General features: G+C 71.1%; 12 protein-coding genes and 2 tRNA genes. 10 read left to right on the forward strand and 4 right to left on the reverse strand.

The window, feature by feature from the left end:
- Window positions 1-35: 35 nt before the first annotated feature.
- From AW27_RS17355 to AW27_RS17385, 7 genes are all read left to right on the forward strand, one after another.
- Entirely contained in the window at window positions 36-1,187 is a 1,152-nt protein-coding gene (locus AW27_RS17355; protein WP_037920194.1) for an acyl-CoA dehydrogenase family protein, read from the forward strand.
- Window positions 1,184-2,131, forward strand: coding sequence for a bifunctional MaoC family dehydratase N-terminal/OB-fold nucleic acid binding domain-containing protein (locus AW27_RS17360; RefSeq protein ID WP_037920192.1), 948 nt, complete (start codon window positions 1,184-1,186; stop codon window positions 2,129-2,131). The genes AW27_RS17355 and AW27_RS17360 overlap by 4 nt, the downstream gene beginning before the upstream one ends.
- Window positions 2,131-3,162 carry an acyl-CoA dehydrogenase family protein gene (locus tag AW27_RS17365; RefSeq protein WP_037920189.1) on the forward strand — a complete coding sequence of 344 codons (1,032 nt, stop codon included), beginning with the start codon at window positions 2,131-2,133 and terminating at the stop codon, window positions 3,160-3,162. Before AW27_RS17360 ends, AW27_RS17365 begins: the two co-directional genes overlap by 1 nt.
- Window positions 3,159-3,542, forward strand: a complete 384-nt coding sequence (locus AW27_RS17370) for a MaoC family dehydratase (protein ID WP_037920180.1) — start codon at window positions 3,159-3,161, stop codon at window positions 3,540-3,542. The genes AW27_RS17365 and AW27_RS17370 overlap by 4 nt, the downstream gene beginning before the upstream one ends.
- A complete protein-coding gene (locus AW27_RS17375) occupies window positions 3,539-4,705 on the forward strand; it encodes a lipid-transfer protein (protein WP_037920177.1) in 1,167 nt (388 codons plus the stop codon). Before AW27_RS17370 ends, AW27_RS17375 begins: the two co-directional genes overlap by 4 nt.
- Window positions 4,706-4,842: 137 nt before the next feature.
- The gene (locus AW27_RS17380) at window positions 4,843-5,376 is read left to right on the forward strand and encodes a SigE family RNA polymerase sigma factor (protein WP_037920174.1); all 534 of its coding nucleotides are present in this window, start codon (window positions 4,843-4,845) and stop codon (window positions 5,374-5,376) included.
- A gap of 152 nt (window positions 5,377-5,528) precedes the next feature.
- Window positions 5,529-7,178 carry a long-chain fatty acid--CoA ligase gene (locus tag AW27_RS17385; RefSeq protein ID WP_037920172.1) on the forward strand — a complete coding sequence of 550 codons (1,650 nt, stop codon included), beginning with the start codon at window positions 5,529-5,531 and terminating at the stop codon, window positions 7,176-7,178.
- A 21-nt stretch (window positions 7,179-7,199) separates the two neighbouring features.
- On the opposite strand, the gene AW27_RS17390 is transcribed toward AW27_RS17385, so the two are convergent.
- The 3 genes from AW27_RS17390 to AW27_RS17400 form a co-directional block, all read right to left on the reverse strand.
- Window positions 7,200-7,772 carry an antibiotic biosynthesis monooxygenase gene (locus AW27_RS17390; RefSeq protein WP_052030342.1) on the reverse strand — a complete coding sequence of 191 codons (573 nt, stop codon included), beginning with the start codon at window positions 7,770-7,772 and terminating at the stop codon, window positions 7,200-7,202.
- Between the two features lie 13 nt (window positions 7,773-7,785).
- Window positions 7,786-11,142 (reverse strand): response regulator, encoded by a 3,357-nt coding sequence (locus AW27_RS17395; protein WP_037920170.1) that lies wholly within the window; start codon window positions 11,140-11,142, stop codon window positions 7,786-7,788.
- A gap of 120 nt (window positions 11,143-11,262) precedes the next feature.
- Window positions 11,263-11,688 carry an SSI family serine proteinase inhibitor gene (locus tag AW27_RS17400; RefSeq protein ID WP_037920168.1) on the reverse strand — a complete coding sequence of 142 codons (426 nt, stop codon included), beginning with the start codon at window positions 11,686-11,688 and terminating at the stop codon, window positions 11,263-11,265.
- Between the two features lie 186 nt (window positions 11,689-11,874).
- Between AW27_RS17400 and AW27_RS17405 the strand changes: the two genes are divergently transcribed.
- From AW27_RS17405 to AW27_RS17415, 3 genes are all read left to right on the forward strand, one after another.
- Window positions 11,875-11,965: transfer RNA gene (locus tag AW27_RS17405), tRNA-Ser, on the forward strand.
- A gap of 269 nt (window positions 11,966-12,234) precedes the next feature.
- Window positions 12,235-12,307 (forward strand) — tRNA-Arg (locus tag AW27_RS17410).
- 200 nt (window positions 12,308-12,507) lie between these two features.
- A complete protein-coding gene (locus AW27_RS17415; RefSeq protein ID WP_030839590.1) occupies window positions 12,508-12,873 on the forward strand; it encodes a PH domain-containing protein in 366 nt (121 codons plus the stop codon).
- A gap of 14 nt (window positions 12,874-12,887) precedes the next feature.
- Here the strand turns inward: AW27_RS17415 and AW27_RS17420 are convergent, their stop codons facing one another.
- Window positions 12,888-13,799 (reverse strand): SMP-30/gluconolactonase/LRE family protein, encoded by a 912-nt coding sequence (locus tag AW27_RS17420; RefSeq protein WP_037920165.1) that lies wholly within the window; start codon window positions 13,797-13,799, stop codon window positions 12,888-12,890.
- Window positions 13,800-13,842: the final 43 nt, after the last annotated feature.

Consider the following 13,842-nt stretch of genomic DNA (forward strand, 5'->3'; position numbering starts at 1 on the left):
TATCTTGATGACATGGACGCCGGGAGGCCTGCGCCGTGCACCTCGCCCCGACCGAAGGCAAGTTGCGGCTCCGTGCCGAACTGCGCGCGTACTTCAAGGAACTGCTGCCCGACGGAGTCCCCGAAGATCCGGCCCGTCAGCGCGGACTGCTGCGCCGTATCGGCGCCGACGGACTGCTCGGCCTCGGCTGGCCCGTCGCCTACGGCGGACAGGGCCGCGGGGCGGACGAGCAGTTCGTCTTTTTCGACGAGGCCTACCGTGCCGGCGCTCCCGTCTCCATGGTCACGCTGAACACCGTCGGCCCGACCCTCATGAAGTACGGGACCGAAGAACAGAAGGACTACTTCCTCCCCCGGATCCTCTCGGGCGAGATCGTCTTCGCCATCGGCTACTCCGAGCCCGAGGCCGGCACCGACCTCGCCGCACTGCGCACCCGGGCGGTCCGTGACGGAGCCGACTGGCTGATCGACGGGCAGAAGATCTTCACCTCCAACGCCCAGAACGCCGAATGGATCTGGCTGGCCTGCCGCACCGACCCCCGAGCCCCGAAGCACAAGGGCATCTCGATCATTCTCGTCCCCACCGGCGACCCCGGCTTCTCGTGGACGCCGATCGAAACCGTCGGCGGGCTCACGACCACGGCGACGTACTACGACTCCGTCCGCGTGCCGGCCGGAAACCTCGTCGGCCCCGAACACGGCGGCTGGGAACTGATCACCAACCAGCTGAACCACGAGCGCGTGGCCCTCGCCGCCATCGGCATGCAGGCCGAGGACTTCTACGAGCTCGCCCTCCGGCACGTCCGCACCCCCGACCCGGCCACCGGGGAGCGGCCCGCCGACCTTGCCTGGGTGCGGTCCCGCCTCGCCGAGGCCCACGCCCGGCTGGCGGCCGTACGCCTCCTCAACTGGCGTCTCGTCCAGGACGTGCGCAGCGGAAGCCTCGCCCCCGGTGACGCCAGCGGCGTGAAGTTCCTCGGTACCGAGTCCGCCGTCGAGGTGTACCGGATGTGCCAGGAGGTGGTGGGTGAGGAGGCGCTCGTCCGGGGGCCCGAAGCCTTCGCGGGCGGCGAGCTTGAGCGGATGAACCGGGCCGCGCAGATCAACACCTTCGGCGGCGGGGTGAGCGAGGTCCAGCGGGAGATCGTCGCCATGATGCGGCTCGGGATGAAGGGGAGGAAGCGATGACGGCGGACGCGACCGGTACGGCCGGGGAGGCCGCCCGGTTCCACGCGCTGCTCGCGGCCTTCGAGGGCGCACCGGCCGCCACCGCCGGCCGCGGCAAGGACCCGGTCAACGAGCCGATGATCCGCCACTGGTGCGAGGCGATGGGCGACACCCACCCCGCCTACACCGGGCCGGGCGCCATCGCTCCCCCCACCATGCTCCAGGCCTGGACGATGGGCGGGCTCTCCGGCCACTCCGACCGCTCCTCCGCCTACGACGAGCTCTTCGCGCTCCTCGACGACGCCGGCTTCACCTCCGTCGTCGCCACCGACTGCGAACAGGAGTACTTCCGCCCGCTGCGCCCCGGCGACACGGTCACCTTCGACGCGGTCATCGAGTCCGTGTCGCCGCGCAAGACGACCAAGCTGGGCAGCGGCCACTTCGTGACGACCCGCATGGACATCCGCGCGGGCGGGGAGCCGGTCGGTACCCACCGCTTCCGTATCCTCAAGTACGCGCCCGCAGGACGGCCGGCGAAGGAGGACGCGCCCCGCGTGAAGACCACCGCGCGGCGCCCCCGCCCCGTGGTCAACCGTGACAACCGGGGTTTCTGGGAAGGCGTCCGGGACCACCGGCTGCTGATCCAGCGCTGTACCTCGTGCGACACCCTCCGCTTCCCCTGGCTCCCCGGCTGCAACACCTGCGCGAGCCCCGAGTGGGACACGGTCGAGGCCTCCGGGGCCGGCACCGTGTTCAGCCACGTCGTCATGCACCATCCGCCGTTCCCGGCCTTCGACCCGCCCTATGCGGTCGCGCTCGTCGAGCTCGCCGAAGGGGTACGCATGATCAGCAACATCACCGGTGTCCCGTACGACAAGGTACGCATCGGCCTTCCCGTCCAACTGGAGTTCCTGCGCGTCGACGACGACCTGGAACTTCCCGTCTTCCGCGGGAGCGAGGCCTGATGGACTTCCACCCCACCGAGGAACAGGCCGCCGCTGCCGGTCTGGCCGCGCGGATCTTCGCTGACCTCTCCACCCATGAACGCCTCGCCGCGACCGGCACCGGCAGCGATGCCGAACTGTGGAAGGCCCTCACCACAGCCGGCCTGACGGCCGCGGTCCAGGAGATCGGCCTGCTCGGGCTGGTCCTTCTGCTGGAGGAGCAGGGCCGCACGACGGCCCAGGTCCCCTACGCCGCCACCTGCGTCTACGGAATCCTCCCGGTGGCCGCCCACGGCAGCCCCGAACAGCGTGCCCGCCTCCTGCCCGCGCTCGGCAGCGGGGACGCGGTGGCCACCGGAGCCTTCCCCGCCCGCGGCCGGATCACCGCCCGGGGCGGCCGGCTCACCGGGACCGCCCCCACCGTCCCCTGGCTGCGCGACGCCACTCACGTGCTGGTTCCGGATACCGAGCGGGCACTGTGGCTCGTACGGACCGATGCGCCCGGTGTGCGGACGTCACCCGTCGAGACGACCGCGCCCTGGTCGGCGGGCCGACTGGTCCTGAGCGGGGCCGACGCCGAACGCATCGGCATCGAGGGCGCCTACGAGCACAGCCTCGCCGCCGCGCGCACCGCCTTCGCCGGGCTCCAGGCGGGCGTCTGCGCGGGCTCGCTGGCCCGCGCAGTGGAGCACACCTCCTCCCGTGAGCAGTTCGGCCGTCCGCTCTCGACCAACCAGGCGGTCATGCTGCGTGCGGCCGACGCGTATATGGACACCGAGGCGATCCGGGTGACCGCGTACGAGGCGGCCTGGCGTATCGACCAGGGGCTCGCCGCGCACGAGCACGCGCTGACGACGGCCTGGTGGGCTTCCGAGGCGGGCAAGCGCGTCGTACATGCGGGGCAGCACCTGCACGGCGGCATGGGCGCCGATCTGGACCATCCCGTCCATCGGCACTTCCTGTGGGGGCGCCAGCTGGACGCCTACCTGGGCTGCGGCGGCGAGCTGCTGGCCGAGCTGGGAGCTTCGATAGCCGAGGGAGAGCGGGCATGAACGTCGGTGACACGCTGCCGCCCCTGGAGATCGCGGTCACCCGCACCCTGATCGTCGCGGGCGCGATCGCCTCCCGCGATTACCAGGATGTGCACCACGACGCGGCGCTCGCGCGGGAGAAGGGCTCCCCGGACATCTTCATGAACATCCTGACGACCAATGGTCTGGTCGGCCGCTACATCACCGATTGCCTCGGGCCTCGGGCCGTCCTGCGCAAGGTGGCCATCCGCCTCGGCGCCCCCAACTATCCGGGGGACACCATGACTCTCACCGGCACCGTCACGGCCGTGCTCGGCAACACGGTCGAGATCCGGGTCGTAGGAGCCAACGGCCTCGGCCACCATGTGTCGGGCACGGTCACCGCGGAGGTGGCGGCATGAGTGTGCGTAGCCGGGACAAGCTCGGCGGCCGGGCCGCGATCGCCGGCATCGGCGCGACCGAGTTCTCCAAGGACTCCGGCCGCAGTGAGCTCAAACTCGCCGTCGAAGCCGTGCACGCGGCTCTCGACGACGCGGGTCTCACCCCCGCCGACGTCGACGGCATGGTCACCTTCACGATGGACACCAGCCCCGAGATCACCGTCGCCCAGGCGGCGGGCATCGGGGAGCTGTCCTTCTTCTCCCGTATCCACTATGGCGGGGGCGCCGCCTGCGCCACTGTCCAGCAGGCCGCTCTTGCCGTCGCCACCGGGGTGGCGGAGGTCGTCGTCTGCTACCGCGCGTTCAACGAGAGGTCCGGGCGCCGCTTCGGTTCCGGCGTCCAGCAGCGCGAGCCCTCGGCGGAGGGCGCGGCGCTCGGCTGGTCGCTGCCCTGGGGACTGCTGACCCCCGCCTCCTGGGTGGCCATGGCCGCCCAGCGCTACCTGCATACCTACCACCTCACCCCTGAGGCCTTCGGACACGTCGCCGTCACCGACCGCCGCCACGCCGCGAACAACCCCGCCGCCTACTTCCACGGCAAGCCGATCACCCTCGCCGACCACGCCGCCTCGCGCTGGATCGTCGAACCACTGCGGCTGCTGGACTGCTGCCAGGAGACCGACGGCGGCCAGGCCCTCGTGGTCACCACGACCGAACGGGCTCGCACCCTGCGGCACGCCCCCGCCGTGATCACCGCTGCGGCACAGGGAGCCGGACGCCGCCAGGAGGGCATGACCTCCTTCTATCGCGACGACCTGACCGGGCTGCCGGAGATGGACGTGGTCGCGCGCCAGCTGTGGCGCACGAGTGGACTACGGCCTTCCGACATCGACGTCGGCATTCTCTACGACCACTTCACGCCCTTCGTCCTGATGCAGCTCGAGGGGTTCGGCTTCTGCGAACCCGGTGAGGCCGCCGCATTCGTGGCCGCGGACACTCTCCCGCTGAACACCCACGGAGGCCAGCTCGGAGAGGCGTACCTGCACGGCATGAACGGCATCGCCGAGGCCGTCCGTCAACTGCGCGGCACCTCGGTCAACCAGGTGGCGGATGCCTCACACGCACTCGTCACGGCCGGCACCGGGGTGCCGACGTCCGGGCTGATCCTCGGCGCCGACGGCTGAGACCCCGGTCCCGGCCGGGCCCCCGCCCCCTCCACCTTCAGGGGGTGGGGAGGGCCCCACTCCTACAACCTGAGATGGATCCCCCATCGGCACCTGCGGGCGATTCCAGGAATGGCGGGCGCTCCTAGCGTGGAGACATGACCCCGCCTGTGTGCACGCTCGCCTCGAATCCGACGCCGTACCCGTCGTTCTCGGCGTACGTCCGTACCCGCGGCACGGTCCTGATGCGCACCGCGCGCTCCCTCACCGCCAACCCGTGCGATGCGGAGGACCTGCTCCAGACAGCCCTCGCGAAGACGTACGTGGCCTGGGACCGCATCGAGGACCACCGTGCCCTGGACGGCTACGTCCGGCGGACCCTCGTCAACACCCGCACCTCCCAGTGGCGCAAGCGCAAGGTGGACGAGTTCGTATGCGACGAGCTCCCGGAGGCCGACGGAACCTCTTTCTCCGATCCCGCCGAGACCCAGGCGTTGCGCGACGCGATGTGGCGGGCGGTGACCCGGCTTCCCGACCGGCAGCGGGCCATGGTCGTCCTGCGCTACTACGAGGACTTGAGCGAGGTGCAGACGGCAGAGCTGCTGGGAGTCTCGGTCGGCACGGTCAAGAGCGCCGTCTCCCGCGCGCTGGGCAAACTCCGCGAGGATCCGGAACTCACCCCGGTCCGCTGAGGCGGGCGATGTTTCACGTGAAACCAGAGAATGTTTCACGTGAAACCGGAAGCGGTTTCTACTCCCGGGTAGTGACAGACCGAGCGGTACGTGCGCAGAATCGGCAGCATCCGTAGCCGCCGCAGCGCCGCAGCGCTCACCGGGAGGACGCTTTGCTCAGCACCATGCAGGACGTACCGCTCCTCGTCACCCGCATACTCCGTCACGGGATGACGATCCACGGGAAGTCCCAGGTCACGACCTGGACCGGGGAGGCAGAGCCGCACCGCCGCAGCTTCGCCGAGATCGGCCTCCGCGCCACCCGCCTCGCCGGCGCCCTGCGCGACGAGCTCGGGGTGCAGCAGGACGACCGTGTCGCCACCCTCATGTGGAACAACGCCGAGCATGTGGAGGCGTACTTCGCGATCCCTTCCATGGGTGCGGTCCTGCACACGCTGAACCTGCGGCTTCCCGCGGAACAGTTGGTCTTCATCGTCAACCACGCCGCCGACCGGGTCGTCCTGGTCAACGGCACGCTGCTGCCGCTCCTGGCACCGCTGCTGCCGCATCTGCCGACCATCGAACACGTCGTCGTGACCGGCATCGGCGACCGCTCGGTGCTCGACGGCCTGAACGTGCGTGTCCACGAGTACGAGGAGCTCATCGAGGGCCGCTCCGACAGCTACGACTGGCCGGAGCTGGACGAGCGCCAGGCGGCCGCCATGTGCTACACCTCCGGCACGACCGGGGACCCGAAGGGCGTCGTCTACTCCCACCGCTCCCTCTACCTGCACTCCATGCAGGTGAACATGGCCGAGTCCATGGGGCTGACCGACAAGGACACCACCCTCGTGGTGGTTCCGCAGTTCCACGTGAACGCCTGGGGCCTGCCGCACGCCACCTTCATGACCGGCATCAACATGCTGATGCCGGACCGCTTCCTGCAGCCCGGCCCGCTCGCCGAGATGATCGAGCGGGAGAAGCCCTCGCACGCCGCGGCCGTCCCCACCATCTGGCAGGGGCTGCTGGCGGAGGTCATCGCCCATCCCCGTGACCTGAGCTCGATGAAGCAGGTCACCATCGGCGGAGCGGCCTGCCCGCCCTCCCTGATGGAGGCCTACGACAAGCTCGGGGTCCGCGTCTGCCACGCCTGGGGCATGACGGAGACCTCCCCGCTGGGCACGATGGCGCACCCGCCGGCCGGCCTGAGCGCAGAGGAGGAGTGGCCCTACCGGATCACCCAGGGCCGCTTCCCGGCAGGTGTCGAAGCCCGGCTGGTCGGTCCCGGCGGCGACCTGCTGCCCTGGGACGGCGCGTCGGCCGGCGAGCTCGAAGTACGCGGCAACTGGATAGCGAACGCCTACTACGGCGGTGCCGCCGGCGAACCCTTCCAGCCCGAGGACAAGTTCAGCGCCGACGGGTGGCTCAAGACCGGGGACGTCGGAGTCATCAGCCCGGACGGCTACCTCACCCTCACCGACCGCGCCAAGGACGTGATCAAGTCCGGCGGAGAGTGGATATCGAGCGTTTCGTTGGAGAACGCCCTCATGGCGCACCCCGAGGTCGCCGAGGCCGCGGTGGTCGCCGTCCCCGACGAGAAGTGGGGTGAGCGGCCGCTGGCCACCGTCGTCCTCAAGGACGGCGCGACCGTGGACTACACGGGACTGCGCGAGTTCCTCTCGCAGTCGATCGCCAAGTGGCAGCTGCCGGAGCGCTGGAGCACCGTCGACGCCGTGCCGAAGACGAGCGTCGGCAAGTTCGACAAGAAGGTGATCCGCCAGCAGTACGCGGACGGCGCACTGGAGGTCACCAAGATCGCCTGAGGGGGGTGGCCCCGACGGGGTTCAGCGTGTGAGCCATGGCCGCAGCAGCCTGCTGACTGCGGGCATGGCCAGGTAGGTCATCAGGGTGCTGAAGACGACCGCGAAGGCGGCCGTGCGCAGCACGACGTGCAGATCCACCAGGTACGGCCCGAGCAGCGCGTTGCCCGCGAGCGAGAGGGGGAAGATGGCCAGCCCCGAGCTGATGGCCATCTTCCACCGCGGCGGCGCGGGCCGGGTCGTGCCCGGCTTGGCGAACCACGTCTCCATTCCGTGCAGTTCCCGCCGGGCTATCTCCGTATGGTGGTGGCCCAGGCAGTTGGAGAACCACTGGGCCCGTTCCGCGGAGTCCTGCCAGCGCTGGAAGGCGGCCTGGTTGCGGAAGCGGTGGACCAGGAACCACGGCCCGCCCTCGGTCGCCGGGCGGAAGAGCCCGTAGCCCAGATGGTCCGGGAAACCGGCTGCCGTCTCCAAGATCCCGTGCGCCCAGGCCTCGAACGCCTCCTCGTGCCCGGGCTCGACCTGTCGTGCGATGAGAAGGTTCACCTCCCCGTTGTCGGCGGGGACGGTGTGCTCGGTCGTGTGGATGATGGCCATCGGGCCAGGATCGCTAGTTGGTGCCGATCTTGGCCAGCAGGTCCACGATGCGGCCCTGCACGTCTGCCGTGGTGGCCCGCTCGGCGAGGAAGAGCACGCTCTCGCCCGAGGCCAGCCGGGGAAGTTCGGCCGGCTCGATGCCGGTCGCCGTGTAGACGACCAGTGGGGTGCGGTTCAGCTGCCCGTTGGCCCGTAGCCAGTCCACGATCCCGGCCCGCCGACGGCGCACCTGCATCAGGTCCATGACCACCAGGTTGGGCCGCATCCGCGTCGCCAGTTCCACGGCGTCGGTGTCCGCGCCCGCCCGGGCGACCTGCATGCCGCGCCGCTCCAGGGCAGCCGTGAGCGCGGTCGCGATCTCGTCCCGCTCCTCGATCAGCAGCACGCGGGAAGGGTGCTGTTCGCTGTCGCGCGGCGCCAGTGCCTTGAGCAGCACGGCCGGATCGGCGCCGTACGCGGCTTCCCGCGTGGCCTGCCCCAGCCCGGCCGTGACCAGTACGGGCACCTCGGCGGCCACCGCAGCCTGCCGCAGCGACTGCAGAGCGGTCCGGGTGATCGGCCCGGTCAGCGGGTCGACGAACAGTGCGGCCGGGAAGGCGGCGATCTGCGCGTCCACCTCCTCGCGGGAGTGCACGACCACCGGCCGGTAGCCGCGGTCGCTGAGCGCCTGCTGCGTCTGCACGTCGGGCGCCGGCCACACCAGGAGCCGGCGCGGGTTGTCCAGTGGCTCAGGCGGCAGTTCGTCGTCCACGGGCTGCGGTACGGGCCGGTTGACCACCTCGACCGCACCGCCCGGGCCGTCCAGCGGCTCGGGGCCCTCGTCGGAACCCGCCTCCGGGGCACCTATGGCGAAGGCCCGCCCCTGCGGGCTGGGCTCGGCGAGCCGACGACGGCGGCCGGAGCCGGAACCCGCGGCAGGGGCCGCTCCGGCGGGATCGACGGCGATGCCCTGGCCGAGCGTGCCCAGAGCCCGCACGCTGATCGGCTGCGCGGACTGCCCCTGCACCGGGGCGTCCTGCGGCCGGCGTGCTCCGGGGACCGCGACCTGGCCGGAGGCCCCGTCCTCCTCGGCAGCGGTACGGCCCGGAACCGGCCACGCGGGGGCACCGGACAGCGCGCGCCGACGCCCGGTCGGGTTCTCGGCAGGCACGTCGGACGCTGCGGCGGCCGGGGCCTCGGGCTCGGTACCGGGGGCTCCCAGGGCCCTGCGGCCACGCCGCCCCGCCGGCGCCGCGGCATCGGACCCACCTTCGCCCTCGGAGGCAGTGGCAGCCGGGCTGGCGGCTGCCGGGCCGGAGTCTGCGGGAGCAGGTGCGGCGGGGGGCACCGGGGCCGGGCCGGCGGGCAGCGCGAAGCCGCCCTCGGGGGCGATGGGCCGAGCCGGAGCGGGCGTCGGGCCGAGCCCCGTCGCCGGGACGGGACCGCCGGGCTGGGCCGGACCGGCCTGCCCCAGCGCACGCCGCCGGCCGGCCGGGTGCTCGGTCACCGGAACCGGAGGTACTGCGGGCACGGGCGGTAGCGCCGGCATGGCGTTGCCCTGCGGTGCCACGGGCCGACCGGGGCCGCTCTGGCCCTCGGGAGCGCCGCTCTCGCCACTGTCGTCACCGGCCCGGCCGCGCCTGCGTCCGGTACCGAGGCCCGCGGGATTCACCGGGGACTGCGCCAGCTCGGGACCCGGCTGCGGCGTGGCCTCGGCCGCTCGCCGCCGGCCCGAGGGCAGCGCGAGAGCGCCTCCGCCCGCCCCGTCCTGCGCGGCCCCGCGGCCCGGGGCCTCGTCCTCCAGGAAGGCGTCCACTCCGCGCCGGCCCCGCCGGCCGCCGGAGACCTTCCCGGGGGCGGCGCCCCCGGCCGTTCCGGAGCCGTCCGGCCCGGCGCCCTCCGCGGGCTCCTCCGGCGGCTCGGGCAGGGTCACCGTCCCGGCCCCCGCGCCGAGCGGGAGTTCCAGGACGTAGGCACCGCCGGGTGCGCCCGGCACCTCCACCGTCTGCAGCACACCGCCGTGCGCGGCCACGATGCCCCTGACGATCGGCTCGTGGACCGGGTCGCCGCCCTCGTAGGGACCGCGCACCTCGATCCGTACGACGTCGCCGCGCTGCGCGGCGGCCACCACGATCGTCGAATCGCTGTATCCGCTGCCCTGACGGGTCTTGCCGGTGGCGTCCACGCCGGCGACGTCCGCGACCAGGTGCGCGAGGGCGGTCGAGATCCGCTCCGCGTCCACCTCGGCCTCGATGGTGGGCGCGTGGACGGCGAACTGGGCCCGACCGGGGCCGATCAGCTCGACGGCACCGTCGACGCCGGCCGTGACCACGCCGTTGATGAGGACCTTCTTCTTCGAGAGCTTGTCGCGGCCGGCGTCCAGGCGTTGGAAGCCGAGCACGTTGTCCACCAGGGTGGTCATCCGGGAGTACCCGGCGGCCAGGTGGTGCAGGAGCTGGTTGGCCTCCGGCCAGAGCTGTCCGGCGTCGTCGGCGGCCAGGGTCGCCAGCTCGCCGCGCAGCTCGTCCAGCGGGCCGCGCAGGGAGTCCCGGAGGACGGCGATCAGCTGCGCGTGCCGCGCGGCCAGGGCGTCGTAGGGCCGGCGGTCCGTGAAGGTCATGACGGCGCCCACGAGCTGCTCCCCGTCCCGTACGGGAGAGGTGGTCAGGTCGACGGCGACCGGCTGCCCGGCCTTGTTCCACAGCACCTGCCCGCGGACGCGGTGCTTGCGTCCGCTGCGCAGGGTGTCGGCGAGCGGGGACTCCTCGAACGGGAAGGGCGAGCCGTCGGCGCGGGAGTGCTGGACCAGGCCGTGCAGTTCGCGGTTGCCGAGGTCGGTGGCGCGGTAGCCGAGGATCTGGGCGGCCGCCGGGTTGACGAGTACGACGCGGCCGTCGGTATCGGTGCCCACGACGCCCTCGGCGGCGGCGCGCAGGATCATCTCGGTCTGCCGCTGGGACCGGGCCAGCTCGGCCTCGGTGTCGACGGTCTCGGAGAGGTCACGGACCACGAGCATCAGCAGCTCGTCACCGGTGTAGGCGGGTTGCGGCTCGCGGTAGGCGTCGCGGCCGTCAAGGTGGGCGCTGGTGACCTCGACGGGGAACTCGGAGCCGTCGGTGCGGCGGGCGATCATCCGCTTGGGCTTGGTGCGGCCGCCGGTGTCCTCGCCGGGCCGACGCATGGAGCCGGGGATCAGCTTGGAGTCGAACTCGGGCAGGAGGTCGAGCAGGCCTCGGCCGACCAGTCCGGTGCCGGGGCTCTCCATGACCTCGAGCGCGATCGAATTGGCGTTGACGACCGTGCCGTTGGCGTTGACGAGCAACAGCGCGTCCGGAAGGGCGTCGAGTATTGCTGCGAGGCGAGCAGCGCCTCGGGATGGCCTGCTGCTCACGACGAGCTTCCTCCCTGACCAACGACTACCGGCAAGTCACGGGAGGAGTCTAAGGCCACAGGCTCGCGGCGGGGTGGCCGATGTGGGGCCGGCAACGCCGCTTCCGGGCATCCTCCCAGGTCAGGAACGCCCACTCGGAAGCAGAGGTTCCAACTCGTCCCAGCGCTTGATTTCGCATCCGTCCGTCCGCCGGAAGGTGGCGTTCACCTTGCGTCCGTTCCATGTTCCGGTGACGCGTGCGGTGGCGGGGCCGCCGTACTGCTTGGTGCAGATCTGGTCCGGGGACACGGGGGCGAAGGGGTTGCGCCCCTCCCTGGCGAACTGGTCCAGTCGGGCGCAGGCGCCCTCGGCCTCCGGGTGGTCGCCGCCGACGGGGCCGCATTCGAGCGTGTACTCGCGGTCCAGCTGGCGGTTGCCGGTGTCGGCCATGGTCATGGTCAGCCGGTCGGGCGGGGCCAGCAGCTGTCCCAGGGGCAGTGGGGGCAGCGGCCCGGCGGCCGCGGTGGCCAGGGCCGAGGTGACGGCGAAGGCGGCGAGACGCAGCATGGGGCACTCCAGGTCGTCCGGACGTCGTACGCCTGACCAACGACGTGAGCGCGCCGATGTTGCGTGCGGCGGGGTCTTTAAGGCTTTGCCCTCGGCCCGCCCCGCCTAGTACCGTGGGAGCGGATTGGTGAGGGGCCCCGCGCCTGTGTCATCATCTGCACGCACCTTCGTACGCGAGGGTGTGCTGGAGGCGTCGCCTAGTCCGGTCTATGGCGCCGCACTGCTAATGCGGTTTGGGTCTTACCACCCATCGAGGGTTCAAATCCCTCCGCCTCCGCAGTTCATCGAAGCCCCGGTCCGTCAGGACCGGGGCTTCGATGCGTTCCGCGACCTTCGCGCCGACCGGGGCGTTTCTGTGCGCTGCCGTGCGCTCTTCCGGCGCGCCGCACCCTTGACCGCTCCTTGCGCCGACCCGTGCGGATGATCTTCGGTGGGAGTGTTTTCCCAGGTCAGGAGTGGTTTGGGTAATGGATTTCGCGTCCCGGCGAGGTCCATGTATTGTTGTTCTCGCAAGGCCAACGGGGCGAAAAACCCCGGGAAGCCCAAGCACTCGTAGCTTAACGGATAGAGCATCTGACTACGGATCAGAAGGTTGCAGGTTCGAATCCTGCCGAGTGCACAGCAGACCAGAGGCCCCGGACGAAAGTCCGGGGCCTCTGGCGTATGCCCAGGAGATGTCGGGCGGGATGTCCTCCTTGCTGGGGAGGAGGTCCCCCGGAAGATGTCAGGGGCAGGATGGCTCTGGCGGGGGACGCCGGTGACCCGGCAGCGTCGGTACGGTTCTTGCAGATCGTCCGAGGCTGGAAAACGGGGGCAATCATGGGACTGTTCGGGAATGCGCACACCGTCGACCCCGTGTCGGCGCAGCGGGACTACGCGCGGCTGCTGGGGCAGGGGGAGCAGGTGCACGCGGCCTTCCTGCTGATCCGGGACACGATCCTGTTCACCGACCGGCGGCTGGTGCTCGTGGACAAGCAGGGGCTCACGGGCAAGAAGGTGGAGTACCACTCCGTCCCGTACCGGAGCATCACGCACTTCTCCGTGGAGACGGCCGGCCACTTCGATCTGGACGCCGAGCTGAAGATCTGGATATCCGGCAGCTCGACGCCGATCGAGAAGACCTTCACCAAGGGTGTCGACATCTACGAGGTGCAGGCGATCCTGACGCAGTTCGTCGCCCGGTAGCCGCCCGGCCGGCCTCAGAGGACCCGGGGGAGGCCGGTCACCGACATCACCAGCGAGTAGAGGGAGGTGGTGGCGGTGATGAAGAGGCGGTTGTTCTTGGGGCCGCCGAAGGCGATGTTCGAGACGGGCTCGGGGATGCGCAGTCGGCCGATCAGGGTCCCGTCCGCGGCATAGCAGTAGACGCCGTTCTCCATCGCGGCCGCCCAGAGCCGGCCCTGGTCGTCGAAGCGGATGTTGTCGATGCCGGGGCAGGTGGTGAAGACCCGGTCGTCGGTGAGGGTGCCGTCGTCGGTGACCTTGAAAGCGCGGATGTGGCCCGCCCTGGTGTCCGCGGCGTACAGCTCGTTCTCGTCGGCGGAGAAGACGAGGCCGTTGGGGCCGAGGAAGCCGTCGGCGACGATGCGCACCTCGCCGGTCGAGGGGTCGGCTCGGTAGAGGTTGCAGGCGCCGATCTCGCTGGATGCGCGATGGCCCTCGTAGTCGGTGGTGATGCCGAAGTCGGGGTCTGAGAACCAGACGGAGCCGTCCGATCGAACCACCGCGTCGTTCGGGCTGTTGAGGCGTTTGCCTTCGAAGCGGTCGGCGATGACGGTGATGCTGCCGTCGGGCTCGGTGCGGGTCACGCGCCGGTTGCCCTGTTCGCACGAGATCAGGCGGCCTTCGCGGTCGAGGGTGTTGCCGTTGGAGTGGCCGGCGGGTGAGCGGAAGACGGAGACCGCCCCGGTCGCTTCGTCCCAGCGCAGCATCCGGTCGTTGGGGATGTCGCTCCAGACGAGTTGCCGCCAGGCCGGCAGGTACAGCGGGCCCTCTGCCCAGCGGCAGTCGTCGTAGAGCCGGTCCAGCCGGGCGTCGCCGTGGGTGCAGCGGCCGGTCGTGAAGCGTTCGTCCAGAATCTCGTACAAGGTGAGGTCGGCTATGGCAGACATGATTCCCCCTGAGAGAAGATTGCAGAATTTTGTTCGGCCTGAT

Source organism: Streptomyces sp. PCS3-D2 (assembly GCF_000612545.2).
In the GTDB taxonomy this organism is placed as follows: Bacteria; Actinomycetota; Actinomycetes; order Streptomycetales; family Streptomycetaceae; genus Streptomyces.

What these genes read in the sequence shown, in the direction of transcription:
- AW27_RS17360 (WP_037920192.1), top strand. Translation starts at nt 1,184, where the DNA reads ATGACGGCGGACGCGACCGGTACGGCCGGGGAGGCCGCCCGGTTCCAC.
- AW27_RS17365 (WP_037920189.1), top strand. Translation starts at nt 2,131, where the DNA reads ATGGACTTCCACCCCACCGAGGAACAGGCCGCCGCTGCCGGTCTGGCC.
- AW27_RS17370 (WP_037920180.1), top strand. Translation starts at nt 3,159, where the DNA reads ATGAACGTCGGTGACACGCTGCCGCCCCTGGAGATCGCGGTCACCCGC.
- AW27_RS17375 (WP_037920177.1), top strand. Translation starts at nt 3,539, where the DNA reads ATGAGTGTGCGTAGCCGGGACAAGCTCGGCGGCCGGGCCGCGATCGCC.
- AW27_RS17380 (WP_037920174.1), top strand. Translation starts at nt 4,843, where the DNA reads ATGACCCCGCCTGTGTGCACGCTCGCCTCGAATCCGACGCCGTACCCG.
- AW27_RS17390 (WP_052030342.1), bottom strand. Translation starts at nt 7,772, where the DNA reads ATGGCCATCATCCACACGACCGAGCACACCGTCCCCGCCGACAACGGG.
- AW27_RS17400 (WP_037920168.1), bottom strand. Translation starts at nt 11,688, where the DNA reads ATGCTGCGTCTCGCCGCCTTCGCCGTCACCTCGGCCCTGGCCACCGCG.
- AW27_RS17415 (WP_030839590.1), top strand. Translation starts at nt 12,508, where the DNA reads ATGGGACTGTTCGGGAATGCGCACACCGTCGACCCCGTGTCGGCGCAG.
- AW27_RS17420 (WP_037920165.1), bottom strand. Translation starts at nt 13,799, where the DNA reads ATGTCTGCCATAGCCGACCTCACCTTGTACGAGATTCTGGACGAACGC.